The sequence below is a fragment of the Pseudomonas sp. PB105 genome (genome assembly GCF_009764655.1).
GTDB classification, from domain to species: domain Bacteria; phylum Pseudomonadota; class Gammaproteobacteria; order Pseudomonadales; family Pseudomonadaceae; genus Aquipseudomonas; species Aquipseudomonas cyclaminis.
In genome coordinates this window covers 169,780-194,640 of sequence record NZ_RWIO01000093.1, presented here as the reverse complement: position 1 = coordinate 194,640, position 24,861 = coordinate 169,780, and the positions used below count along the sequence as shown (strand labels likewise).

25 protein-coding genes are annotated in these 24,861 nt (G+C 60.7%); 18 read left to right on the top strand and 7 right to left on the bottom strand.

All coding sequences use genetic code 11. The features are described from left to right. Window positions 1–82 precede the first annotated feature (82 nt). Entirely contained in the window at window positions 83–1,024 is a 942-nt protein-coding gene (locus EJD88_RS24065) for an alpha/beta hydrolase (protein ID WP_158879180.1), read from the top strand. 43 nt (window positions 1,025–1,067) lie between these two features. On the opposite strand, the gene EJD88_RS24060 is transcribed toward EJD88_RS24065, so the two are convergent. Continuing rightward, complete coding sequence (locus EJD88_RS24060; protein ID WP_099585900.1) at window positions 1,068–1,820, bottom strand: DUF2059 domain-containing protein; 753 nt, start codon at window positions 1,818–1,820, stop codon at window positions 1,068–1,070. Window positions 1,821–1,951: 131 nt separating this feature from the next. On the opposite strand from EJD88_RS24060, the gene EJD88_RS24055 reads away from it, so the two are divergent. Then, complete coding sequence (locus tag EJD88_RS24055; RefSeq protein WP_158879321.1) at window positions 1,952–2,584, top strand: 2OG-Fe(II) oxygenase; 633 nt, start codon at window positions 1,952–1,954, stop codon at window positions 2,582–2,584. Between the two features lie 2 nt (window positions 2,585–2,586). Next, window positions 2,587–3,069, top strand: coding sequence for a DUF523 domain-containing protein (locus EJD88_RS24050; protein ID WP_158879179.1), 483 nt, complete (start codon window positions 2,587–2,589; stop codon window positions 3,067–3,069). Here the strand turns inward: EJD88_RS24050 and EJD88_RS24045 are convergent. Further along, window positions 3,020–3,544: a transporter substrate-binding domain-containing protein gene (locus EJD88_RS24045; protein WP_158879178.1), complete on the bottom strand. Its 525-nt coding sequence runs from the start codon at window positions 3,542–3,544 to the stop codon at window positions 3,020–3,022. The two genes, EJD88_RS24050 and EJD88_RS24045, sit on opposite strands and share 50 nt — an antisense overlap. Before the next feature lie 134 nt (window positions 3,545–3,678). Between EJD88_RS24045 and EJD88_RS24040 the strand changes: the two genes are divergently transcribed. After that, window positions 3,679–4,119 (top strand): DUF4399 domain-containing protein, encoded by a 441-nt coding sequence (locus EJD88_RS24040; protein ID WP_099585896.1) that lies wholly within the window; start codon window positions 3,679–3,681, stop codon window positions 4,117–4,119. 67 nt (window positions 4,120–4,186) lie between these two features. Here EJD88_RS24040 and serA read toward each other — a convergent pair whose 3' ends face one another. Next, window positions 4,187–5,416: a phosphoglycerate dehydrogenase gene (gene serA / locus EJD88_RS24035; protein WP_003176761.1), complete on the bottom strand. Its 1,230-nt coding sequence runs from the start codon at window positions 5,414–5,416 to the stop codon at window positions 4,187–4,189. A 205-nt stretch (window positions 5,417–5,621) separates the two neighbouring features. Between serA and EJD88_RS24030 the strand changes: the two genes are divergently transcribed. The 4 genes from EJD88_RS24030 (at window position 5,622) to EJD88_RS24015 (ending at window position 9,810) form a co-directional block, all read left to right on the top strand. Next, window positions 5,622–7,016, top strand: coding sequence for an FAD-binding oxidoreductase (locus EJD88_RS24030; RefSeq protein ID WP_099585895.1), 1,395 nt, complete (start codon window positions 5,622–5,624; stop codon window positions 7,014–7,016). An 11-nt stretch (window positions 7,017–7,027) separates the two neighbouring features. After that, a complete protein-coding gene (locus tag EJD88_RS24025) occupies window positions 7,028–7,693 on the top strand; it encodes a fumarylacetoacetate hydrolase family protein (RefSeq protein ID WP_158879177.1) in 666 nt (221 codons plus the stop codon). A gap of 155 nt (window positions 7,694–7,848) precedes the next feature. Beyond that, window positions 7,849–8,775, top strand: coding sequence for an SdiA-regulated domain-containing protein (locus tag EJD88_RS24020; protein WP_158879176.1), 927 nt, complete (start codon window positions 7,849–7,851; stop codon window positions 8,773–8,775). A 120-nt stretch (window positions 8,776–8,895) separates the two neighbouring features. Beyond that, window positions 8,896–9,810 carry an SdiA-regulated domain-containing protein gene (locus EJD88_RS24015; protein WP_099585892.1) on the top strand — a complete coding sequence of 305 codons (915 nt, stop codon included), beginning with the start codon at window positions 8,896–8,898 and terminating at the stop codon, window positions 9,808–9,810. A 27-nt stretch (window positions 9,811–9,837) separates the two neighbouring features. On the opposite strand, the gene rpiA is transcribed toward EJD88_RS24015, so the two are convergent. Further along, the gene (rpiA, locus tag EJD88_RS24010) at window positions 9,838–10,509 is read right to left on the bottom strand and encodes a ribose-5-phosphate isomerase RpiA (RefSeq protein ID WP_158879175.1); all 672 of its coding nucleotides are present in this window, start codon (window positions 10,507–10,509) and stop codon (window positions 9,838–9,840) included. A 136-nt stretch (window positions 10,510–10,645) separates the two neighbouring features. Between rpiA and ilvA the strand changes: the two genes are divergently transcribed. Both ilvA and EJD88_RS24000 read left to right on the top strand, forming a co-directional pair. Next, window positions 10,646–12,160 carry a threonine ammonia-lyase, biosynthetic gene (gene ilvA / locus EJD88_RS24005; RefSeq protein ID WP_099585890.1) on the top strand — a complete coding sequence of 505 codons (1,515 nt, stop codon included), beginning with the start codon at window positions 10,646–10,648 and terminating at the stop codon, window positions 12,158–12,160. A gap of 42 nt (window positions 12,161–12,202) precedes the next feature. Beyond that, the gene (locus tag EJD88_RS24000; protein WP_158879174.1) at window positions 12,203–12,616 is read left to right on the top strand and encodes a DUF2269 family protein; all 414 of its coding nucleotides are present in this window, start codon (window positions 12,203–12,205) and stop codon (window positions 12,614–12,616) included. Window positions 12,617–12,716: 100 nt separating this feature from the next. Here the strand turns inward: EJD88_RS24000 and EJD88_RS23995 are convergent, their stop codons facing one another. Beyond that, window positions 12,717–13,373, bottom strand: coding sequence for an HAD family phosphatase (locus tag EJD88_RS23995; RefSeq protein WP_158879173.1), 657 nt, complete (start codon window positions 13,371–13,373; stop codon window positions 12,717–12,719). Window positions 13,374–13,516: 143 nt separating this feature from the next. On the opposite strand from EJD88_RS23995, the gene EJD88_RS23990 reads away from it, so the two are divergent. Together EJD88_RS23990 and ptsP are read left to right on the top strand one after the other, a co-directional pair. Continuing rightward, window positions 13,517–13,996, top strand: coding sequence for an RNA pyrophosphohydrolase (locus EJD88_RS23990; RefSeq protein WP_049713461.1), 480 nt, complete (start codon window positions 13,517–13,519; stop codon window positions 13,994–13,996). A gap of 22 nt (window positions 13,997–14,018) precedes the next feature. Beyond that, window positions 14,019–16,298, top strand: a complete 2,280-nt coding sequence (gene ptsP, locus EJD88_RS23985) for a phosphoenolpyruvate--protein phosphotransferase (RefSeq protein ID WP_032884201.1) — start codon at window positions 14,019–14,021, stop codon at window positions 16,296–16,298. A gap of 99 nt (window positions 16,299–16,397) precedes the next feature. Here the strand turns inward: ptsP and EJD88_RS23980 are convergent, their stop codons facing one another. Further along, window positions 16,398–17,144: an NRDE family protein gene (locus EJD88_RS23980; RefSeq protein ID WP_158879172.1), complete on the bottom strand. Its 747-nt coding sequence runs from the start codon at window positions 17,142–17,144 to the stop codon at window positions 16,398–16,400. 122 nt (window positions 17,145–17,266) lie between these two features. On the opposite strand from EJD88_RS23980, the gene EJD88_RS23975 reads away from it, so the two are divergent. The 3 genes from EJD88_RS23975 to EJD88_RS23965 all read left to right on the top strand — a co-directional run bounded on the left by EJD88_RS23975 (window position 17,267) and on the right by EJD88_RS23965 (window position 19,816). Further along, the gene (locus EJD88_RS23975; RefSeq protein ID WP_032884198.1) at window positions 17,267–18,049 is read left to right on the top strand and encodes a sulfite exporter TauE/SafE family protein; all 783 of its coding nucleotides are present in this window, start codon (window positions 17,267–17,269) and stop codon (window positions 18,047–18,049) included. A gap of 65 nt (window positions 18,050–18,114) precedes the next feature. Continuing rightward, window positions 18,115–18,927 carry a prolipoprotein diacylglyceryl transferase gene (gene lgt / locus EJD88_RS23970; RefSeq protein WP_099585886.1) on the top strand — a complete coding sequence of 271 codons (813 nt, stop codon included), beginning with the start codon at window positions 18,115–18,117 and terminating at the stop codon, window positions 18,925–18,927. Between the two features lie 55 nt (window positions 18,928–18,982). After that, entirely contained in the window at window positions 18,983–19,816 is an 834-nt protein-coding gene (locus tag EJD88_RS23965; RefSeq protein WP_015886389.1) for a thymidylate synthase, read from the top strand. A 142-nt stretch (window positions 19,817–19,958) separates the two neighbouring features. Here the strand turns inward: EJD88_RS23965 and cadR are convergent, their stop codons facing one another. Further along, window positions 19,959–20,399 (bottom strand): Cd(II)/Pb(II)-responsive transcriptional regulator, encoded by a 441-nt coding sequence (gene cadR / locus EJD88_RS23960; RefSeq protein WP_099585884.1) that lies wholly within the window; start codon window positions 20,397–20,399, stop codon window positions 19,959–19,961. Between the two features lie 85 nt (window positions 20,400–20,484). Here cadR and EJD88_RS23955 point away from each other — a divergent pair, with 85 nt between their 5' ends. From EJD88_RS23955 to EJD88_RS23945, 3 genes are all read left to right on the top strand, one after another. After that, a complete protein-coding gene (locus EJD88_RS23955; protein WP_158879171.1) occupies window positions 20,485–22,731 on the top strand; it encodes a heavy metal translocating P-type ATPase in 2,247 nt (748 codons plus the stop codon). 16 nt (window positions 22,732–22,747) lie between these two features. Further along, entirely contained in the window at window positions 22,748–23,611 is an 864-nt protein-coding gene (locus tag EJD88_RS23950; RefSeq protein ID WP_032884193.1) for a LysR family transcriptional regulator, read from the top strand. Window positions 23,612–23,796: 185 nt separating this feature from the next. Beyond that, window positions 23,797–24,861, top strand: a complete 1,065-nt coding sequence (locus tag EJD88_RS23945) for a putative 2-aminoethylphosphonate ABC transporter ATP-binding protein (RefSeq protein WP_099585881.1) — start codon at window positions 23,797–23,799, stop codon at window positions 24,859–24,861.

The following is a 24,861-nucleotide window of genomic DNA, read 5'->3' as shown; positions in this document are numbered from 1 at the left end:
CGTAGCTTGCCATGCCTGCCCTGACAGATGAATATCGCAGCTCGATATTCATCTGCGCTGTACGTTTAGTCTGGAACCTCTTATGCCCGTTACCTTTGACCCCGATCATCTGCGCGATAGCTTGCGACCCCTGGTGGATGCGCAACCGCTCAGCGCCGAAGCGCGGGTGTACCAGCGTTTTTATGGGTTGGACCTGGCCGCGCGCAAAGTGCCGGCTGTGAGCCGTCTGGGACGCTTTGAAGTGCGCGGGTTCGAGGTGGTGGGGCAGGTGTGGTCGCCGCCACAACCGGTGGCAACGATGTTTATGTTCCACGGCTTCTACGACCATATGGGTCTGTATCGCCACGTGGTGGACTGGGCGCTGGACCAGGGCTTCGTGGTGATCGCCTGCGACCTGCCGGGACACGGCCTGTCCAGCGGGGTGCGCGCCAGCATTGATGATTTCGCGGTGTACCAAGACGTGGTGCAGGCACTGTTCGCCCAGGCCCAAGCGCTGCAACTGCCGCAACCCTGGCACCTGTTCGGGCAAAGTACCGGCGGCGCGGTAGTGGTGGATCACCTGCTTCACCACGGTGCCGACAGCCCGGCCCAGGGCAAGACCTTCCTGTTGTCGCCGTTGGTACGGCCGCGGGCGTGGGGGTGGTCGCAGCTCAGCTATTACCTGCTGCGTCCGTTCGTCAAAGGCATCGCCCGGCGATTCAGCGAGAACACCAACGACCCGCAATTCAAGCCGTTCCTGGAGGCTGACCCGCTGCAGCCGCGCCAACTGCCCACCGCCTGGGTGGGCGCGCTGTCACGCTGGATCAAGCGTATCGAAGCCGCACCGCGCAGCTCGCGGCGGCCGGTGATTGTGCAGGGTGAGGAAGATATGACGGTGGACTGGCAGCACAACTTGCAGGTGCTGCGGGGCAAGTTTGATGCGCCTGAGGTGTTGATACTGCCCCGTGGCCGACATCACTTGGCGAATGAGATTCCGGAGATTCGTGAAGAGTACTTCCGGTATTTGACAGACCATTTGAAATAACACAATCCCAATGTGGGAGGGGGCTTGCTCCCTCCCACATTGGTTAAGGTGCCAGGCTTGAGGTGCTCTGGCCCACCGCCAGCCCGGCGCGGATCGCTGCCAGCGCCGCCTGGTAATACGCCTTACCCTGCGGCGACTCCGCAAACGTCGCGAATTCTTCCAGCTCCGGGTCAGACAAATCCCGATAGACATACAGCAGCGTATTGTTCAGATCATTCCCAATCTGCTGCATCAACCGCTCACGCTGGCCATTCAACATGCCTTGGGCCTGACCCCCACCCAGCAGGCCAGGGATCATCTGGCTCAAGCTGTCAGCCGCGACACCGGCAATCGCCAAGCTGACTTCTGCACCAGCCTCGCGGGCGGGGAGCGCCTGGGCCAGGTGGCCGATAATCAGGCTGCGCGTGGCGTCGGCTTCGATTTTAGGCAGGCCCTGGGCGTTTTTCGCCAGTTGGTCGCGGCGGGTGGCGAGCAGCTCGGCGGCGACAATCTTGCGGCCCAGCGGTGATTGGAAAAACGCCAGGGCAGGCTTGGGGTCTGCCAGGTTCTTGCGCAACTGCGCCTCGGCGCGTTGGTCCATGGGTTGGGCGGCAAAGCGTTTATTGCTGTTGTCCACCAACGCCTGGTAAACCGCTGGCGGCAGGCTGTTGCGGTAGCGCTGCTGGGCAGCACTGAGGGCGTCATTGAAATGCGCACGTTGTTCGGCCCAGCCGGCGACCTTGTACAACTGGTCATGGCCGTCTGCCCAAGCGGGCAAAACGCAGAACATCAGCAAGGAAAAAAACAAACGACGCATATGGACTCCTGTCAGTCGGCCACTATTGTCCGTGTCGGGCGTAGGATTTGTCGAGAAGTCCTATCAGTCACCTGACTAAAGTGTGGTGAGACGCTCGACGGCGCTGTCGGATTTGAAGACGTATGGATACTATGCGCGCCATGCAAATACCCCTCGATCACCCCCTGCTGCAACGCATTGTCGACGACCTGGCCGAAAAAGGTTGGTCGCAGCAGAACGGCTTCCTGCCCCAGGCTCTGACCCTGGAACTGGCGGCTGAGTGCCGTAAACGTGCGGCCGAGGGTGAACTGGCGCCGGCGGCGGTGGGGCGCGGACCGTCCCAGGAAATTCGCGAGGGCATTCGTGGCGACCATATCCAATGGCTGGAGGAGGGCGATGCTGCCGTCTGCGACAGCTACATGGCGGTGATGGACAGCGTGCGCCTGGCGATGAACCGGGGCTTGTTCCTGGGCCTGGAAGATTTCGAAAGCCACTTCGCGATGTACCCGCCAGGAGCGTTTTACCTCAAGCACCTGGACCGTTTTCGCGACGACGACCGGCGCATGGTCTCGGCGGTGATCTACTTGAACGACGCCTGGCTGCCCGAGCATGGCGGTCAGTTGCGCATGTACCTCAAAAGCGGCGTCGAATACGATGTGGTGCCCACTGGCGGTTGCCTGGTGGTGTTCCTGTCGGGCGAAGTGCCCCACGAAGTCATGCCCGCCACGCGCGAACGCCTGTCCCTCACCGGCTGGTTTCGCCGGCGGGGCAACGAGCCGTTTTAACCATGCAAAAGATTCTGATCAGCCGCTGCCTGCTGGGGCACAAGGTGCGTTACGACGGCGGTGCCAGCGGGCCGTTTGACCAACTGGCGGCGTGGCAGGCCGAAGGCCGGGTGGTAGCTATCTGCCCGGAAGTGTCCGGCGGTTTGCCTACACCCAGGCCCTCTGCCGAGATTCCCGGTGGGCAAGGCATTGATGTCTGGGAAGGCCGCGCCAAAGTGCTCACGGCCGAAGGTGAAGATTTCAGCGCCGCCTTTCTCGATGGCGCCCGTCAGGCCCTGGCGTTGGTGCAGCGCCACGGCATCCGCATCGCCATCCTCAAGGCCAATAGCCCGTCCTGCGGCAACCTGCTGACCTATGACGGCACCTTCACGGGCGTGAAGGTGACTGGCGAGGGCGTCACGGCGGCGCTGCTCAAGCGCCACGGCGTGCAGGTGTTCAGTGAGCTGGAGTTACCTGAGGCGGCGCAGGCGTTGGCGCTACTGTAGGGGCATCGCCCTCGAACCACTTCTGCGACAGCGCCTTCAACCGGCCGTCGTCCTTCACCCGCTTCAATGCGCCGTCCAAACTCGTCTTGAATGCCGGGTTGCCCTTCTGGAACGGGATTGCCAGCTCAGGCTTCTCGCTATAAGCCTCGCTGAAATCGAACTGATTCTTAAGCTCGGCAGTCATAGCGATATGGTTGATGGCCACGTCGTACTTGCCGGTGGCGACCCCCGGCAGCAGGTCGGCGTCATCGGTGGTGATGAACGAGGAGCGCACGTCCATTTCCTTCGCCAGCAGTTCTCCCAGCTCGACTTCGAAGCCGGTGAGTTTGTCGCCTTCCTTGAAGTTATAGGGTGGGGTATTGGCTTCAAGGGCGATGCGCAGTTCGCCGCGATCATTCACGTCGTCGATCAGTTCGGCATGCGCCAAAGGGCTCAGAAGGGGAAGCAAAAGTAACAGGCCAGGCGAAAAGCGCATGGTCACTCCTAAAGAATTCGAATGTGCGAGGCGCCGTTCAGCATCGCTTTGCTATGGTGGTGAGTGCCTTGGACAGCAATTTGTCGCGAAGTTGTCATAACCCTACAGATTTCACAGAAAAACTGGAGAAGCGAATGAAAGCCCTTTTGTCCCGTGCAACGATTGCCAGCCTGTTGCTGGGTGCCTCGATGTTGGCCAATGCCGCCGATGTACCTCGTACCCCCGCGCCCAAAGGTGCCGAGGTGTTTATCGTCTCGCCCAAAGATGGTGCCACTGTCGACAAGACCTTCACCGTCAAATTCGGCGTCAAGGGCCTGGACCTGGAGCCGATCGACAAGCAAGTGCCCAACGCCGGTCATCACCACTTGCTGGTAGACCAGGACGTGAAGTCGCTGAAAGCTGACGAAGCCATTCCGGCCACCGCCACCTCGATCCACTTCGGCAAGGCGCAAACCGAAACCGAGCTGACCCTGACCCCAGGCAAGCACACCCTGCAATTGGTGGCTGGCGACAACGTTCACCGCCAGTTTGAACCCACTGTAGCCTCGAAAGTCATCACGGTTAACGTCAAGTAAGATTTGTTCAGACAAAAAAATGGGAGACCCCTGTGGGTCTCCCATTTTTTGTGCAGCGTTTAAAGCGTTAGAACAACACGCGGCTACGGATGGTGCCGTTGATGTGCTGCAGCTTCTCTTGCGCCAGGTCCGAGTACTCGGCGTCGACGTCGATGACCACGTAGCCGACTTTCTCGTTGGTCTGCAGGAACTGACCGGAGATGTTGATGCCGTTTTCCGCGAAGACCTTGTTGATCTCCATCATCACGCCAGGGATGTTCTGGTGGATGTGCAGCAGACGGTGCTTGCCAGGGTGAGCCGGCAGGGCCACTTCCGGGAAGTTCACGGACGATACGGAAGTACCGTTGTCGCTGTACTTGACCAGTTTTTCCGAGACTTCCAGGCCGATGTTGGCCTGGGCTTCAGCGGTGGAACCGCCGATGTGCGGGGTCAGGATCACGTTGTCCAGGCCACGCAGCGGGCTTTCGAAGATATCGTCGTTGGAGCGTGGCTCCACCGGGAACACGTCGATGGCGGCGCCGATCAGGTGCTTGTCCTTGATCGCGTCGGCCAGGGCGTCCAGCTCGACCACGGTGCCGCGTGCAGCGTTGATCAGGATGCCGCCTTTCTTGATGGCGCGGATTTCCTTCTCGCCGATCATCCACTGGGTCTCAGCGGTTTCCGGAACGTGCAGGGTCACGATATCGGACATGCCCAGCAGCTCGGTCAGGCTCGACACCTGGGTCGCGTTGCCCAATGGCAGCTTGGTCAGCGTGTCGTAGAAGAACACCTGCATGCCAAGGCCTTCAGCCAGTACCGACAGCTGAGTGCCGATCGAGCCGTAACCGACGATACCCAGCTTCTTGCCCCGGATTTCGAAGGAGTTGGCCGCACTTTTGATCCAGCCGCCACGGTGGCAGGAAGCGTTTTTCTCTGGGATGCCACGCAGCAGCAGGATGGCCTCGGCCAGCACCAGCTCCGCGACGGAACGGGTGTTGGAGTACGGAGCGTTGAACACGGCGATGCCGCGCTCGCGTGCTGCGTTGAGGTCGACCTGGTTGGTGCCGATGCAGAAACAGCCAACTGCCACGAGTTTCTTGGCGTGATCGAAGATCTCTTCGGTCAGTTGAGTGCGGGAGCGAATGCCGATGAAGTGCGCGTCGGCGATCTTTTCCTTGAGCTGGGCTTCCGGCAGAGAACTGGTGATGTACTCAATGCTGGTGTACCCGGCGGCTTTCAGAACGTCGACAGCCGATGGGTGGACGCCTTCCAGAAGAAGGAACTTGATCTTGCTCTTATCGAGAGAAGTCTTGCTCATCTGCGTAAACCTGTATCCCGGAGAAAAATGGCAGGGAGTCGAGCAGCGCAAGCTGACCCGGACGGCAGGAAAGCCGTCACCGCAGAAACGCCCTTGGGCTCTGTCCTGCGGGGGCGGTATGCTAGCATACGTGCCCCGCTAAACACCCATTCCTGCGACGTGAAGCGTTCTCAGGATGACCATGAATTGTTCGAGAGTTCTGTCGATGACCCATCCTGCCCTGATTGATGAGCTAAAGACCCTGGTTGAGCCCGGCAAAGTGCTTACCGACGCCGACTCCCTGGAGGCTTACGGCAAGGATTGGACCAAGCACTTCGCACCTGCGCCCACCGCCATCGTCTTCCCCAAGACCATCGAGCAGGTTCAGGCCATTGTGCGCTGGGCCAATGAACACAAGGTGGCGCTGGTGCCGTCCGGTGGTCGTACCGGCCTGTCGGCAGCTGCCGTGGCGGCCAATGGCGAAGTGGTTGTGTCGTTCGACTATATGAACCAGATTCTCGACGTGAACCTCACCGACCGCACTGCCGTGTGCCAGCCGGGCGTGGTCACCAAGCAATTGCAGAACGTCGCCGAAGAAAAAGGCCTGTACTACCCGGTGGACTTCGCCTCGTCCGGTTCGAGCCAGATTGGCGGCAATATCGGCACCAATGCCGGCGGGATCAAGGTGATTCGCTACGGCATGACCCGTAACTGGGTGGCCGGCATGAAAGTCGTCACCGGCAAGGGCGACGTGCTGGAACTGAACCGCGACCTGATCAAGAACGCCACCGGCTACGACATGCGCCAGCTGTTTATCGGCGCGGAAGGCACCCTGGGCTTTGTAGTCGAAGCCACCATGCGCCTGGACAGGGCGCCGAAGAACCTCACCGCCATGGTGCTCGGCACTACTGATTTCGACTCGATCATGCCGGTGCTGCACGCGTTCCAGAACAAGCTGGACCTGACCGCGTTCGAATTTTTCTCCGACAAAGCCCTGGCCAAGGTCATGGGCCGTGGCGACGTGCCGGCGCCGTTCGAAACCGAGTGCCCGTTCTACGCGCTGCTGGAATTCGAAGCCACCACCGAAGAAGTCGCCAACCACGCCCTGGAAACCTTCGAGCACTGCGTCGAGCAGGGCTGGGTGCTGGACGGCGTGATGAGCCAGAGCGAAACCCAACTGCACAACCTGTGGAAACTGCGCGAGTACATCTCCGAGACCATTTCCCACTGGACGCCGTACAAGAACGACATCTCGGTCACCGTCTCCAAGGTGCCGGCGTTCTTGAAGGAAATTGACGCGATCGTCGGCGAACACTACCCCGATTTCGAAATTGTCTGGTTCGGCCATATCGGCGACGGCAACCTGCACCTGAACATCCTCAAGCCGGAAAACCTGAGCAAGGACGAGTTCTTCGCCAAGTGCGCCACGGTGAACAAGTGGGTGTTCGAAACCGTCGAGAAGTACAACGGCTCGATCTCCGCCGAACACGGCGTGGGCATGACCAAGCGCGATTACCTGACCTACAGCCGCTCGCCGGTTGAAATCGAATACATGAAGGCCGTGAAAGCGGTATTCGACCCTAACGGGATCATGAACCCTGGCAAGATCTTCGCTGTTTAAGGAGTCGTTCCATGAGCTACCAGCACAAGTATGTCGACGGCACCAACATCCACTTCCCGGTGGGTAAAGTGGTGTGCATTGGGCGTAACTACGCCGAACATGCCAAGGAACTGGACAACCCGGTGCCGACCGAGCCGTTGCTGTTCATCAAGCCCGGCAGCTGCGTAGTGCCGCTGGAAGGCGGTTTTGCCATCCCTGCCGAGCGTGGCTCGGTGCACTACGAAGCGGAAATCGCGGTATTGATCGGCAAGCCACTGTCGAACAAGCCAAGCCGTGAAGAAGTGCTGGATGCCATCTCCGGCTTCGCCCCGGCCCTGGATTTGACCCTGCGTGACAAGCAGGCCGAGCTGAAAGCCAAGGGCCTGCCGTGGGAAATCGCCAAATCCTTCGACGGCGCGGCAGTGATTGCCCCCTTTGTGGTGAGCAGTACCTTTGCGGACGTGACCGATATCGGCATTCGCCTGGCCATCAACGGCGAAGTGCGCCAGGACGGCAATAGCGCGCAGATGCTCAACCCGATCATCCCGATGATCCAGCACATGGCCGGCTGCTTCTCGCTGCAGGCCGGTGATGTGATCCTCACCGGCACTCCGGCGGGTGTAGGCCCGTTGAATGTGGGTGATGAACTTGTGTTGGAACTGACCGGCGTGAACCGCTTCGAAAGCAGCGTTCGATAAACACCTGGTCAAACCTGTGGGAGGGGGCAAGCCCCTCCCATATTGATTTTTGTGGGTCCACTTAATCTGGGTTTTTGCATTTTTTTCACACACTATCCGGATAATCCTTGGCCTTGTGCTATCCCCTAACGCTGACTTTCCGGAAAAAGCGCCCCATGGCCGTGTCCCTGCCTTCCGCCACACCCAAGCCGCGTTCTCGTTTTGCCCTGCGCTGGTATTCCTGGCTGTTTTTGGCAGGCGTCATCGTTTATGGCGTTGCCTGGGCCATGCATTGGGACGATCGCGGCATGCTGTGGGTGTCGGAGCGCTTTGAAACATCGGCTGAGCGCAATGAAAGTGTGTGGTTGCCGGACTACCACGCCGTCATCGACGCGAAAGTCTTGCCAGGCATGGAGAAGGACGAGGCCTCGGACGTCTCCTACAACCCGCAGACCAAAACCCTGTTTTCCGTCATGGGAAAAAACCCTTTCCTCGTTGAGTTGAGCCTGCAAGGCAATGTACTGCGCAAGATGCCGCTTAACGGCTGGAGCAATCCGGAAGGTGTTACGGTCATGGAAAATGGCCTGCTGGCGGTGGTCGATGAGCGCGACCACAGCCTGACCATCGTCAAGGTCGATGCCTCCACCCAGCAACTGAACAAAGCTGATTTCCAGAGTTATGACCTGGGCCTCTCCAAAGACCAGAACAAAGCCTTTGAGGCGATCACCTGGGACAAGCTAGGCCAGCAGCTTGTACTGGGCGAGGAGCGCCCGCCGGCGTTGTTCACCTGGAAAAGCGACGGCAGCCAGACCCTGGTTGGCGACAAGCAAAAACTCGCCAGCAAAGAACTGGATATGCGCAACCTTTCGGCGTTGGCTGTCGACCCGCGCACCGGCCACCTCCTTGTGCTTTCGGCCGATTCCCACCTGTTGCTGGAGTTGGACGAGAAGGGCGAACAGGTTAGCTTCATGACCTTGCTGGGCGGCTTCAATGGCCTGGGCAAAACCATTCCCCGGGCGGAAGGGGTGACCATGGATGAGGATGGCACGCTGTACATGGTCAGTGAGCCGAACCTGTTCTATCGTTTCGAAAGGCAGAAATAGACGGCCAGTTACGTCGGATATTTCTCTATCTGCGGCATTCGCCAGACATCCGGGCGCGTTTAAGTTTAAATTCAGACAGGCGTGATATTCATTCGCCACTTTTGATTTTGAGCCCGCCCAATGCGCCGACTTGCCCGCCCCAAACCCATTCTGTTTCTCCTGGCGCTGATCGCCCTGATCTGCGCCGGAGTCGCTGGGCAGCACTTTCGCCTGTTCGAGCGCGCCTGGTTCAACTGGCAGGTGTGGCGCCAACCCGCCGATGAGCGCTCCATTGGCCTGGCCGAATACCGGGTAACGCTGGAGGCCCGGGTCATTGAGGGGCTGGACGACGATGTCTCGGCCCTCACCTATGATCCGGTGCGCAAAAGCCTGTTTACCGTGACCAACCAGAACGCTGAACTGATCGAGCTCTCTCTGGACGGCAAGATCCTGCGGCGCATCCCTTTGGTGGGGTTCGGCGATGCCGAAGCCGTGGAATTTATCAGCGACAACATCTATGTCATCACCGACGAACGCCAGCAGCGCTTGATCAAGGTGCATGTGGACGACGAGACCCAGTTCCTCGATGCCGCCGATGCGGAGCAGATGACCCTGGGCTTGCACGTAGGTGGCAACAAGGGCTTTGAGGGCTTGGCCTATGACTCGGTGGGCAAGCGCCTGTTCGTGGCCAAGGAGCGCGACCCGATGCTGATCTACGAGGTCCACGGTTTTCCCCATTTCAAGCCGGAAAAAACCTACTCGGTGCACGTGATCAACAACCCCAAGCGCGACGCCGGGCTGTTTGTGCGTGACCTGTCGAGCCTGCAATACGACGAGCGCAGCGGCCACCTGCTGGCACTGTCGGATGAGTCGTTTTTGGTATTGGAGCTGGATATCGACGGTCGCCCGTTGAGCAGTCTTTCTCTGCTCAACGGCCGTCACGGCCTGAAAAAGCGTGTGCCTCAGGCCGAAGGGATCGCCATGGATGACGAAGGTACGTTGTATCTGGTCAGCGAGCCGAACCTGTTCTACGTGTTCAAGAAACCCAGTCCCTGAAAACACCGCCAAACCAATGTAGTGTTCTCAGGCCCTGAGGGTTTTGACGCCTTCAGAGGTGCCGAGCAGCAGCACATCCGCCGGACGCGCCGCGAACAAACCGTTGGTGACCACGCCGACAATCGCATTGATCTGGGTTTCCAGCTCCACCGGGTTGGTGATCTGCATATTGAACACGTCGAGGATGATGTTGCCGTTGTCGGTCAACACGCCTTCGCGGTACACCGGGTCGCCGCCCAGTTTCACCAGCTCGCGGGCTACGTGGCTGCGGGCCATCGGGATCACTTCCACTGGCAGCGGGAACGCGCCGAGGACCGGCACCAGCTTGCTGGCGTCGGCGATGCAGATGAAGGTCTTGGCCACGGCCGCGACGATCTTCTCGCGGGTCAGGGCTGCGCCGCCGCCCTTGATCAGGTTCAGGTGCTCGTCGCTCTCATCGGCGCCGTCGACGTAGAACTCCAGGTCGCTCACGGTGTTGAGCTCGTACACTGGAATGCCATGGCCCTTCAGGCGTGCGGCGGTGGCTTCGGAGCTGGCCACGGCGCCGTCGAACGCGCCTTTGTGCTGGGCCAGTGCGTCGATAAAGCAGTTGGCAGTGGAGCCGGTGCCGACACCGACGATGCTTTTGTCGTCGAGTTTAGGAAGGATTAAATCGACGGCGGCCTGGGCCACTGCCTGTTTGAGTTGATCCTGGGTCATGCGGGCTCCGGAACGGGCGGGGAGTAAAGAGGGGCGCGAGTATAACCCAACAAAACCTCGGGATTCGTGTGGTCGCCCGCCCAAACGCTGGGTTAGACTCCTTGGCCCTGCCCAACCTGCTCAGTGATTCCCGCCGATGCTTGAACAGTACGTCAAAAAGATCCTCACCTCGCGCGTTTACGACGTTGCCGTAGAAACCCCGCTGCAGACCGCCCGCCAGCTCTCCGAGCGCCTGGGTAACAAGGTCTGGCTCAAGCGCGAGGATTTGCAGCCGGTGTTCTCGTTCAAGATTCGCGGCGCTTATAACAAGCTGACGCAACTGAGCGCCGAAGAGCGTGCGCGAGGCGTGGTGACGGCGTCGGCGGGCAACCATGCGCAAGGCCTGGCCCTGGCGGCCAAGGTGCTGGGGGTCAAGGCCACGATTGTGATGCCCAAGACCACCCCTGAAATCAAAGTCGAAGGCGTGCGCTCTCGCGGCGGCAAAGTGGTGCTGCACGGCGACTCCTTCCCGGAAGCGCTGGCCTACTCGCTGAAACTGGTCGACGAAAAAGGCTACGTCTACATTCACCCCTACGATGATCCGCACACCATTGCCGGGCAGGGCACCGTGGCGATGGAGATTCTGCGCCAGCATCCAGGCCCGCTGGATGCGATTTTCGTCCCGGTGGGCGGTGGTGGCCTGATCGCAGGCATCGCGGCGTATGTGAAATACCTGCGACCGGAAATCAAGATCATCGGCGTCGAGCCGGATGACTCCAACTGTCTGCAAGCCGCAATGGCGGCGGGTGAGCGCGTGGTGTTGCCGACGGTCGGGATCTTTGCCGACGGCGTTGCGGTGGCACAGATCGGCCAGCACACCTTTGATATCTGCAAAGACTATGTCGACGAAGTGATCACCGTGAGCACCGATGAAATCTGTGCGGCGATCAAGGATATCTACGACGACACCCGTTCCATCACCGAGCCGGCAGGCGCGTTGGGCGTGGCGGGCATCAAGAAGTACGTCGAGACCCGTGGTGTCAGCGGCCAGACCTTTGTCGCCATCGACTCCGGGGCCAACGTCAACTTCGACCGCCTGCGCCACGTGGCCGAGCGCGCCGAACTGGGTGAAGGCCGCGAGGCCATCATCGCCGTGACCATTCCCGAACAACCAGGCAGCTTCAAGGCGTTCTGCGAGGCCGTGGGCAAGCGCCAGATCACCGAATTCAACTACCGCTACCACTCCGGCAGCGAGGCGCACATCTTCGTTGGCGTGCAAACGCACCCGGAAACCGACCCGCGCAGTGCGCTGATCGCCAGCCTCACCGAGCAGGGCTTCCCGGTGCTGGACTTGACCGAGAACGAACTGGCCAAGCTGCATATCCGCCATATGGTCGGCGGGCATGCGGCCCACGTCAGCAATGAAGTGGTGTTCCGTTTCGAATTCCCGGAGCGTCCGGGGGCGCTGTTCAACTTTCTTAACAAATTAGGCGGGCGCTGGAACATCTCGATGTTCCACTATCGCAACCACGGCGCGGCGGACGGCCGTGTGGTCGCCGGCCTGCAAGTGCCGGCGAGCGAGCGTCACCTGGTACCGGCGGCCCTCGAAGCCATCGGCTACCCGTACTGGGATGAAAGCGATAACCCGGCCTATAAACTGTTCCTCGGTTGAGCGACTACGCTGATTGGGGGCGGCCTCTAAGGAATACGAAACATGGAAACCCTGATCACCCTGAAAGTTATCCACATTGCAGCCACCGTGGTGTTGTTGCTCAGCGGCCTCGGCCTGGCGCTGGTGGCCTGGCGTAAACGCAGCGCCGGCGCGGCGGTGACCGTGCAGCGCCCGTGGGCGTTCGTGTGGTTGCTGATGGGCATTTGCGTGGTGAGCATGCCGTTTACGGGCTGGTGGCTGGTGCACCTGATTGGCTGGCCGTTGGGGCAGACCTGGATTCTGGGCTCCAGCATTCTCTATACCGTGGCGGCGCTGGCGTGGTTCTGGCTGGTGGCGCGGCTTAATCGCCTGCGCAAGGGGGAGGGAGGTAGTCTGAATTTCACCCTGGTGCTGGCGGTGGTCAGCCTTGTGGGGTTTGTGGCGATTGCGGGGTTGATGGGTGCCAAGCCGGTTTAAGGCTTGAGAGCTTGTCGACCTTATCGGGGGCAAGCCCCCTCCCACATTTGACTGTGTTCACAAATCAAGTGTGGGAGGGGGCTTGCCCCCGATAGCGTCATTAACTGCGCAGCGTAATCACCGGCCACCCGCGCTTCTCGGCTTCGGCGCGCAAGTTCGGGTCCGGATCCACCGCTACCGGGTGGGTAACCTGCTCCAGCAGCGGCAGGTCATTCATCGAGTCGCTATAGAAATAGCTGTCTTGCAGGCTATACCCCGTCTCTTCCAGCCAACGATTCAAGCGCGTCACCTTGCCTTCACGAAAGCACGGCACATCGGTGCTGCGCCCGGTGTAGCGGCCGTTTTCCATCTCGCACTCGGTCGCAATCAGTGTCTCGACGCCCAGGCGTGCAGCAATGGGCGCGGTGACGAAACGGTTGGTGGCGGTGATGATCACCAGCTTGTCACCGGCGGCACGGTGCTTGGCCAGCAGTTCCACGGCCTTGGGTAGCAGGATCGGCTCGATGCAGTCGCGCATATAGTCGTTGTGCCACTCATCCAGTTGGGCCATCTCGGTGCGGCCGAGGATTTCCAGGCAAAAGTTCAGGTAGGCGGCGTTATCCAGCTTGCCGGCCAGATAATCCTGATAGAACTCGTCGTTGCGAGCCTTATAGGCTACGGCGTCGAGAATCCCGCGTTCGCACAGGTAATCGCCCCAGGCGTGGTCGCTGTCACCGCCAAGAAGGGTGTTGTCCAAGTCGAATAAAGCCAGGCGCATTGCAGTTACTCGCTGAAAAGTCCGTAAAAAGACGTCCAGAATACGGTCTTTTCACAAGAGTGCACATAAGGTAAGAAGCCTCGTTGCCGCTGGAACAACCTTTGTGGAACAATGCGGCGACATGCGTTTGCGAGGTTGTTGCCGTGATCGACCCCGATGGTTTCCGTCCTAATGTCGGGATTATTCTTACGAATGATGCCGGACAGGTGCTATGGGCTCGCCGAATCAACCAAGATGCCTGGCAGTTTCCTCAAGGCGGAATCAACCCCGACGAAACCCCTGAAGACGCCTTGTACCGTGAGTTGAATGAAGAAGTCGGCCTTGAGCGCGAAGATGTGCAAATTCTGGCCTGTACCCGCGGCTGGTTGCGCTATCGTCTGCCGCAGCGCCTGGTGCGTACTCACAGCCAACCGCTGTGTATCGGCCAGAAGCAGAAATGGTTTCTCCTGCGCCTGATCTCCGACGAGCAGCGGGTGCGGATGGATTTGACCGGTAAGCCGGAGTTCGATGGCTGGCGTTGGGTCAGCTATTGGTACCCGCTGGGCCAGGTGGTGACATTCAAGCGCGAGGTTTATCGTCGCGCTCTCAAAGAGCTTGCCCCGCGCCTTTTAGCGCGCGACTGACGACGGAGTTCGACCCCGAGCCATGCTCAATACGCTGCGCAAGATCGTCCAGGAAGTTAACTCCGCCAAGGATCTCAAGGCGGCGTTGGGGATTATTGTGTTGCGCGTCAAGGAAGCCATGGGCAGCCAGGTCTGCTCGGTTTACCTGCTGGACCCAGAGACCAACCGTTTTGTGCTGATGGCCACGGAGGGCTTGAACAAGCGCTCCATCGGCAAGGTCAGCATGGCGCCCAATGAAGGTCTGGTGGGCCTGGTGGGGACGCGTGAAGAACCCCTGAACCTTGAAAACGCGGCCGATCACCCGCGTTATCGTTACTTTGCCGAAACCGGCGAAGAGCGCTACGCGTCATTCCTCGGCGCACCGATCATTCACCACCGCCGCGTTGTCGGCGTGTTGGTCATCCAGCAGAAAGAACGCCGCCAGTTCGACGAAGGTGAAGAAGCCTTCCTCGTGACCATGAGCGCGCAGCTCGCCGGGGTTATTGCCCACGCCGAGGCCACGGGCTCGATTCGCGGCCTGGGCCGTCAGGGCAAGGGCATCCAGGAAGCCAAGTTCGTCGGCGTGCCGGGTTCGCCGGGCGCGGCCGTCGGTACGGCGGTGGTCATGCTGCCACCGGCCGACCTCGATGTAGTGCCGGACAAGACCGTCAACGACATCGACGCCGAAATCAAACTGTTCAAGACCGCCCTGGAAGGCGTGCGCGCCGACATGCGCAACCTGTCGACCAAGCTGGCCACTCAACTGCGCCCCGAAGAGCGTGCGTTGTTTGACGTGTACCAGATGATGCTCGACGACGCGTCCCTCGGGAATGAAGTCAAAACCGTGATCAAGACCGGCCAATGGGCCCAGGGCGCCCTGCGTCAGGTGGTCACCGATCACGTCAACCGTTTCGAATTGATGGACGACGCCTACCTGCGCGAGCGCGCCTCGGACGTGCGCGACCTCGGTCGCCGTCTGCTGGCTTACCTGCAGGAAGACCGCACCACCAACCTGGTCTACCCCGACAACACCATCCTGATCAGTGAAGAACTGACCGCCACCATGCTCGGCGAAGTGCCGGAAGGCAAACTGGTGGGCCTGGTCTCGGTACTCGGTTCGGGTAACTCCCACGTCGCGATCCTGGCTCGGGCCATGGGCATCCCGACAGTGATGGGGCTGGTGGACCTGCCGTATTCCAAGGTCGACGGCATCGACATGATCGTCGATGGCCATCGCGGTGAAGTCTTCACCAACCCCAGCGACGTGCTGCGCAAGCAATACGCCGAAGTGGTGGAAGAAGAGAAACAACTGGCCCTGGGCCTGGATTCATTGCGCGAGCTGCCGTGCGTGACCACCGATGGTCACCGCGTACCGCTGCTGGTCAATACCGGCCTGCTGGCTGACGTGGCCCGTGCGCAACAGCGAGGCGCCGAAGGCGTAGGGCTGTACCGCACCGAAGTGCCGTTCATGATCAACCAGCGTTTCCCGAGTGAGAAGGAGCAGCTGGCGATCTACCGCGAGCAACTGCAAGCCTTTCACCCGTTGCCGGTGACCATGCGCAGCCTGGACATCGGCGGCGACAAGTCACTGTCGTATTTCCCGATCAAGGAAGACAACCCCTTCCTCGGCTGGCGCGGCATTCGCGTGACCCTCGACCATCCGGAAATTTTCCTGGTACAGACCCGCGCCATGCTCAAGGCCAGCGAAGGCCTGAACAACCTGCGCATCCTGTTGCCGATGATTTCCGGTACCCATGAGCTGGAAGAGGCGTTGCACCTGATCCACCGTGCCTGGGGCGAAGTGCGCGACGAGGGCGCCGACGTACCGATGCCGCCGATTGGCGTGATGATCGAAATCCCGGCAGCGGTGTACCAGGCCAAAGAGCTGGCGCGGCAGGTGGACTTCCTGTCGGTGGGTTCCAACGACCTGACCCAATACCTGCTGGCCGTGGACCGCAACAACCCACGGGTGGCCGACCTCTACGACTACCTGCACCCGGCGGTGCTGCAAGCGCTGCAACACGTGGTGCGCGACGCCCATGCCGAAGGCAAGCCGGTGAGCATCTGCGGTGAAATGGCCGGTGACCCGGCGGCGGCCGTGCTGTTGATGGCGATGGGCTTTGACAGCCTGTCGATGAACGCCACCAACTTGCCGAAGGTCAAGTGGATGTTGCGCCAGGTTGAGCTGAGCATGGCCAAGGATCTGCTGGCCGAGTTGATGACTATCGACAACCCGCAAGTTATCCACAGCTCGCTGCAGTTGGCGCTGAAGAACCTGGGGCTGACGCGGATGATCAACCCGGCCTCCGCTAAAACCCTCTAGACCGAGTCGCCTTTTTCGCGGGCAAGCCAGCTCCCACATTGGAATGCATTTCAACTGTGGGAGCCGGGCTTGCCCGCGATAGCGCTCGCTCAAGCACCGCTAAATCCTCAGTTCGACCTCGCCAAGTCGGCCACCATGCGGCCCAAAACTACGCTCCACCATCCGCCGCGTCCCGTTGGCATTTACAATCAGCGCCGTACTCGCCCGCGTCCCATAAATTGGGCTGGCAATAAACACGCTGGATAAAAGACTTTCCGTCGCCAAGCCCACTCCGGTATCTGGCAGGTCTGCAAACGGCGCCGTTTGAGGATCACTCAAAATCCCCAACAAGGCTTCCGGCTGTGGATCATCCAATACCGCGCTCAACGCCTTCTTGGCTTTGAGCAACTTTGGCCACGGCGTATCCAGGCCGGCGTTGGATAAGCCGTACACGCCAGCCTCCAATCGTGTGGGCCCGGTCTGGTTGGCGTTGTAATGCCACAGCTCATCCCGCGTGCCCACCAGCAGGTTAAACCCGGCATATTCAATCGAACGGGCATTAACGTCGGCCAAATACTGATCAATGGGCAGCGAACCACTGAGAAACCGCGCCACCAGCTCCCCGCGTGACTTACGTGCCGGCGGCTGGTGGGGATCCCGGATATTGGTCAGGGCCGCAAATCGCCCATCGGCGTTCACTCCAAGCCAGGTACCGCCCGCTTCCTGATCGCGACCGGCATAGACTTCGGGCACATCCGACCACTGGGCCAGCCGCAGGCTGGGGCGGGCGTAGAACTCGTCACGGTTGGCCGCGACGATCAGCGGTTGGGCGTGGCCCGGCCGCCAGGCGAAAACAATCAGGCACATCAGGCGATTCCCTTTTGTGTTTTTTTGCCACTGTACCCACACCAGCAGCGGTGTTCCATCGTATCCAGTTGGGCCGCATGCCTTCCATCCGTTAACATGCCGGACTTGCTTCGGGGGCTCCCATGGAATTTCTGCTGTATTTGCTGCTGGGCGCCTGCGCGGGCGTGCTCGCCGGGCTGTTTGGCGTGGGCGGCGGGATCATTATCGTGCCGGTGCTGGTGTTCAGCTTCACCTTGCAGGGCTTCGACCCGCAGGTGTTGACGCACCTGGCCGTGGGCACGTCCCTGGCAACGATCATCTTTACCTCGGTCAATGCTGTGCGTGAGCACCACCGACGTGGCGCGGTACGTTGGCCGATCTTTGTGTGGATGACCGTTGGCATCCTCATCGGAGCTGGTTTTGGCGCACTGACTGCCGAGGCGATTTCCGGCCCGCATTTGCAGAAGATCATTGGCGTGTTCGCGCTGATCATCGCCGTACAACTGGCCCTGGAGGTCAAGCCCAAGGCCAGCCGGACGGTGCCCGGTAAAGTCGGCCTGACGCTGGCAGGCACGGTGATTGGCTGGGCGTCGGCGATATTCGGGATTGGTGGCGGCTCGCTGACCGTGCCGTTCCTGACCTGGCGCAGCGTGCCGATGCAGCAGGCGGTGGCCACATCTTCGGCCTGTGGCCTGCCGATTGCCTTGGCCAGTGCATTAAGTTTCATGATTCTGGGCTGGCATGACCCGCTGCTGCCCGCGCATAGTCTAGGGTTCGTGTATTTGCCGGCGCTGCTGGGCATTGCCCTGACCAGCATGGTGTTTGCCCGCTTCGGCGCACGCCTGGCGCATCGGTTGTCGCCGCGCTTGCTCAAGCGGTTGTTCGCCGGCCTGCTGTTTTGCGTGGGTTTGAATTTTTTGCTGTAACGCAGACTTAATCGCGTCCGGGCATGGTCCGGTCGCCATAACGCATGATTTAACGAGGAGTCGCAATGCTGCCTTACCCGCAGATCGACCCGGTGGCCCTGGCCATCGGTCCGCTGAAAATCCACTGGTACGGGTTGATGTACCTGATCGGCATCGGCGGCGCCTGGCTGCTGGCCTCCCGGCGCCTGAACCGTTTCGACCCGACCTGGACCAAGGAAAAACTCTCCGATATGGTCTTCTGGCTGTCGATGGGGGTCATCGTGGGCGGGCGTCTTGGGTATGTGTTGTTCTACGATCTGTCCGCCTACCTCGCCAACCCGACACTGATTTTCGAAGTGTGGAAGGGCGGCATGGCGTTCCACGGTGGGTTTATCGGCGTGATGATCGCCGCCTGGTGGTTTGGCCGGCGCAATGGCAAGTCATTCTTCCAACTGATGGACTTCGTCGCGCCGCTGGTGCCGATCGGCCTGGGCGCCGGGCGCATCGGTAACTTCATCAACGCTGAGCTGTGGGGCAAGCCGACCGACGTGCCGTGGGCCATGGTGTTCCCGCCGTTCAGCGATCCTGCGCAACTGCCGCGTCACCCGTCGCAGCTGTACCAGTTCGCGCTGGAAGGCGTGGCACTGTTCCTCATTTTGTACATTTTCTCGCGTAAACCCCGCCCAACCATGGCCGTTTCCGGCATGTTCGCGCTGTTTTACGGGATCTTCCGTTTCATCGTCGAATTCGTGCGCGTGCCGGATGCGCAGCTGGGCTACCTGGCATGGGGCTGGTTGACCATGGGCCAGGTGCTCAGTGTCCCAATGATCCTGGTCGGCCTCGGCCTGCTGTGGTGGGCGTACAATCGCCCGCAGCCGTTGAAGAACGCTGCGCTTTAAATTCGAATGCCGGGGCCTGCGCGCGGGCCCCGGCTTCAACGATACGGGTACTTACATGAAGCAATATCTCGAACTACTGAACGACGTCGTGACCAATGGCCTGACCAAGGGCGATCGCACCGGCACCGGCACCAAGGCTGTGTTCGCCCGTCAGTATCGGCATAACTTGGCCGACGGCTTCCCGCTGCTGACCACCAAGAAGCTTCACTTCAAAAGCATCGCCAATGAGCTGATCTGGATGTTGAGCGGCAACACCAACATCAAGTGGCTCAACGAAAACGGCGTGAAGATCTGGGACGAATGGGCCACCGAAGACGGCGACCTGGGCCCGGTCTACGGCGAGCAATGGACCGCCTGGCCAACCAAGGACGGTGGCACGATCAACCAGATCGACTACATGGTCCACACGCTCAAGACCAACCCCAACAGCCGCCGCATCCTGTTCCACGGCTGGAACGTCGAGTACCTGCCCGACGAAACCAAGAGCCCCCAGGAAAACGCGCGCAACGGCAAACAAGCCCTGCCACCGTGCCACCTGCTGTACCAGGCATTCGTGCATGACGGCCATCTGTCGATGCAGTTGTACATCCGCAGCTCCGACGTATTCCTCGGCCTGCCGTACAACACTGCTGCGCTGGCGCTGCTGACCCACATGCTGGCCCAACAGTGCGACTTGATCCCTCATGAGATCATCGTCACCACTGGCGATACCCATGCCTATAGCAACCATATGGAACAAATCCGCACTCAGCTGGCGCGTACGCCGAAGAAGCTGCCGGAGTTGGTGATCAAGCGTAAGCCTGCGTCGATCTACGACTACAAGTTCGAAGACTTCGAGATTGTGGGTTACGACGCCGACCCAAGCATCAAGGCCGACGTGGCTATCTAGAGCCCACCTTCGTCTTCAGATGTGGGCTTTTGTGTGGGAGGGGGCTTGCCCCCGATAGCGGTGGATCAGCTAAATATTGGTTGGCTGAAACTCTGTCGTCGGGGGCAAGCCCCCTCCCACATTTGAACTGTGTTTGCTTGAGTTAATGGCCGTGGCTTCTGCCCACATGTGAGTGCTCAGCCTCGCTGGCCGCAACACTCCCGCTGACCTCCAGCCGCTGCAAAATCCCACACTCCGGCCCGCCGCCGCAGCGCTGGCGCAAGTCCAGCAACTGCACCTGCAATGCCAACAACCCATCGATCCGCGCTTTCACATGGTGGATATGCTCGTCGATCAACGCATTCACACTTTCACACTGGTCCTGAGGACTGTCCCGTAGACCCAGCAGGCTGCGAATTTCTTCGAGGGTCATGTCGAGGCTGCGGCAATTGCGGATGAAGATCAGCCGCTCGGTGTGCGCCTGGGTGTACACCCGGTAGTTGGCGTCGGTGCGCGCCGGGGGCGGCAGCAGGCCTTCTTTCTCGTAATATCGGATGGTTTCCACCTGACAGTCGGTCAGTTTGGCCAATTCGCCGATCTTCATCGCAGCAATCTCCAAATGGGTGCTTGACCCTATAGTGGCTACAGGGTCTTTACTTGGCAACAGGCACCTTTACGGACGCGACAGAATGAGCGATTCCATCCACACCCCGCATAAACACGACCATGATCATGACCATGGTCCCCAGAAACTGACGCCAGTGCACAACCATGCTGGCTCCTGCTGTGCAAGCAAGGCAGCACCTGCCGTGGTCACGTTGAGTGAAGCGCCCACTGCGGGCTCGCGCCTGAGCACCTTCCGCATCGAAGCCATGGACTGTCCCACCGAGCAAACGCTGATCCAGAACAAACTGGGCAAGCTCGCCGGTGTGCAGCAACTGGAATTCAACCTGATCAACCGCATCCTTGGCGTCACCCACGACCTGCCGAGCACTGTGCCGATCATTGATGCCATCAAGTCCCTGGGCATGCAGGCCGATCCGATCGAGGAGGGCACCCCCGCCGCCGAGCCGCCTGCCAGGAAACACTGGTGGCCGCTGGCCTTGTCCGGCGTCGGCGCGTTGGGCGCCGAAGTGCTGCACTTCACGGATGCGGCCCCGACCTGGGTGATAGCCATCGTGGCGCTGGTGTCGATCTTCAGCGGTGGCCTCACTACCTATAAAAAGGGCTGGATCGCCCTGAAAAACCTCAACCTGAACATCAACGCCTTGATGAGCATCGCTGTGACCGGCGCGATTCTGATCGGCCAGTGGCCGGAAGCCGCCATGGTGATGTTCCTGTTCACCGTGGCCGAGTTGATTGAAGCCAAGTCCCTGGACCGTGCGCGCAATGCCATCAGCGGCTTGATGCAGATGGCTCCAGAACGGGCTACGGTGCAGCAGGCGGATGGAAGCTGGGTTGAACGGGAAGTCAAAAGCATCGAACTGGGCGCCATCGTGCGGGTTAAACCCGGCGAGCGCATTGGCCTGGACGGTGAAGTCACCGCTGGCCAATCCACCATCGACCAGGCACCGATCACTGGGGAAAGCCTGCCGATTGAGAAAACCGTGGGCGATAAAGTCTTCGCCGGCACCATCAACCAGGCGGGCTCCCTGGAATACAGCGTCACGGCAGCGGCCAATAACTCCACGCTGGCGCGGATCATCCACGCCGTCGAGCAGGCGCAAGGTTCACGGGCGCCGACCCAGCGTTTCGTTGATAGTTTTTCGAAGATCTACACCCCGGCCGTCTTTCTGTTTGCCTTGGGCGTGGCGATTATTCCGCCGCTGTTCATGGCTGGCCTGTGGTTCGACTGGATCTACCGCGCCCTGGTGCTGCTGGTGGTCGCCTGCCCCTGCGCATTGGTGATCTCGACCCCGGTGACCATCGTCAGCGGCCTGGCGGCGGCGGCGCGCAAAGGCATACTGATCAAGGGCGGCGTGTACCTGGAGGGCGGTTACAAACTCGACTACCTGGCGCTGGACAAGACCGGCACGATCACCCACGGCAAACCGGTGCAAACCGATTACCTGGCGTTGTTCCCCAACGTTGCGGACAGCGCACCGGCCCTGGCTGCCAGTTTGGCCGGGCGTTCCGACCACCCGGTGTCCCTGGCAATCGCCAATGCGGCTGTGGATAAAAAGCTGCCGACGCATGTTGTGGATAACTTCGCAGCCCTGGCCGGTCGTGGTGTGCGCGGCGACATCAACGGTGAGACCTACCACTTGGGCAACCACCGCCTGGTGGAAGACCTCGGCCTGTGTTCGCCCGAGCTGGAAGAGAAACTCTTCGCCCTGGAGAAGCAGGGCAAGTCCGTGGTGTTGCTGCTCGACAAATCCGGCCCCCTGGCACTGTTCGCCGTAGCCGATACGGTCAAGGACAGCAGCCGCGAAGCCATCCAGCAACTGCACGAACTGGGCATCAAGACCCTGATGCTCACCGGCGACAACACCCACACCGCTCAGGCGATTGCGGCCCAGGTGGGCATCGACCAGGCCCAGGGCGATCTGCTGCCCACCGACAAATTGCAGGCCATCGAGGCGCTTTATGGTCAAGGTCGCCGGGTGGGCATGGTCGGTGACGGCATCAACGACGCTCCGGCGCTGGCTCGCGCCGAGATCGGTTTCGCCATGGCCGCTGCCGGCACCGACACCGCCATCGAGACCGCCGACGTGGCGCTGATGGACGATGATTTGCGCAAGATCCCGGCATTCATTCGTTTGTCGCGGCAAACGTCGAGTATCCTCAAGCAGAACATCGCCCTGGCGCTGGTGATCAAGGCGATCTTCCTCGCAGTCACCTTCCTGGGCATGGCCACCATGTGGATGGCGGTGTTCGCGGATATGGGCGTGAGCCTGCTGGTGGTGTTCAATGGCCTGCGCCTGCTGCGCAAATAAACGATGAGAGGGCGGTGTGCTGAGTGCTGAGCTGAAGGCGTTTTTTATGGTCGCCCGCCTGGGCAGCATTACCCAGGCGGCGAAAAAACTCGGCCTGAGCCAGCCCACCGTGACCACCCAGATCCGCAATCTGGAAAGCCAGTATGGCGTGGAGCTGTTCTATCGCGGTGGCCGCCGCCTCACGGTCAGCGACGATGGCGCGCGGTTGCTGCCGATGGTCAAGGCGCTGTTGCAACAGGAAGCGGACATCGAGTTCTTCCTGCGCAACAGCGGCCAACTCCAGGGCGCCTTGCGCATTGCTGCGACGGCGCCGTATTACATCCTCGATCTGGTCAAAGCCTTTCGCGAACGCTTGCCCCATGTGGAAGTGTCAGTGGACATCGGCAACTCCCAGCAGGTGCTTGAAGCATTGGATGAGTACCGTGTCGACGTGGCCGCTTCCTCCCAGTTGCTGGAAGACCCGCGCTTGATCCGCCGCGTGCTCGGCACCGACCCCCTGGTGCTGGCGGTGCATCGCAATCATCCCTTGGCCAAGCTTGATCATGTGCCACTGACCGCCCTGGCCGGGCACACCTTGTTGATGCGAGAAGCGGGCTCCACTACACGCAGGCTGACGGAAGAAATGCTCCAAGGCGCCGGCGTAAGTTACGGCCCACTGTTGGAAATCGGCAGCCGCGAGTCCATCCGGGAGGCAGTGCTGCGCAATATCGGCATCAGCATCATCGCCCGCCAGGAAGTGCCCCATGACCCGCAACTGCGGGTACTGACCATCGAAAATGCGCCGCAGATTCCGGAGTATTTGTACTGCCTCAAAGAGCGCAAAGGCGCGCGGCTGCCGGCGGCGTTTTTGGGGTTGGCGCAGGAAATGTCGCCGATCTGAGATTTTGTGGCGGCTTTCAGGGCCTCACCGGGGGCAAGCCCCCGATAGCAGTAGTCCAGACACCACACCTATATGACCCCTACCCAAATCCACCAATACCACTATCGCCACGTTTTGCCTTCCTGCCACACGAGCGACGCATTGCCCTCCTAGCATGGCCTTCATCCGTTCGATGAGGTGCCACCATGCACACAGCCCTGACCCAACCCGGCGCGCCCATGAAGGTGCGCGGTATCCAGAAACGCTTCGGCGCCTTTACCGCGTTGGACCACGTGTCCCTGGACGTCGCCGCTGGTGAGCTGGTGTGCCTGCTGGGTCCGTCCGGCTGCGGCAAGACCACCCTGCTGCGTTGCATCGCCGGCCTGGAGCGTCAGGACAGTGGTGAACTTTACCTGGGTGATCGTGACGTTTCCCTGCTGCCGCCCCAGGCGCGGGACTACGGCATTTTGTTCCAGTCCTACGCGCTGTTTCCCAACCTGACCATCGAAGCGAACATCGGCTACGGCCTCACCGGCAGCGGCCGCGATGAAGTGCGCCAGCGTGTTGGGCAGATGCTCGAACTGGTCGGTCTGGTGGGCAGCGAGAAGAAATACCCCGGCCAGCTCTCCGGCGGCCAACAGCAGCGTGTGGCCCTGGCCCGTGCCTTGGCGCCGGCGCCTTCGTTGCTGCTGCTGGACGAACCCATGTCCGCCCTCGACGCCCGCGTACGCGAGCACCTGTGCACCGAGTTGCGCCAACTGCAACGACGCCTGGGCATTACCACGTTGATGGTCACCCACAACCAGGACGAAGCCATGTTGATGGCCGACCGCATTGCCGTGATGAACAACGGCAAGGTCGAGCAATACGCCACGCCCCAGGAGATTTACGACCGCCCGGCCACGCCGTTCGTGGCGGAGTTTGTCGGCCAGGGCAATTGGCTGCCCTTCAGCCGTAACAGCGTGAGCCATGCCCAGGTCGGCGGGATGAACATGCGCCTGGCCGACGATGCCGGCGCGGCCAGGTCCGGTCGCCTGTTCTGTCGCCCGGAAGCCATCAGCGTCAATCCGCCAGTGCACGAGGAAAACCTGTTCCCGGCCAAGGTCCGCGAGATCACTTTTCTCGGCAACCGCTGCCGCATGAGCTTTGAGCTGGAGCAGTTGCCCGGCCATCCGCTGCTGGCCGAACTGGCCCCCGAAGCCATGCCGCGCCTGGGCGCCCAGGATATCTGGGTGGCCTTGCCACCACGCAGCCTGCAGGTGTTTGCCTGA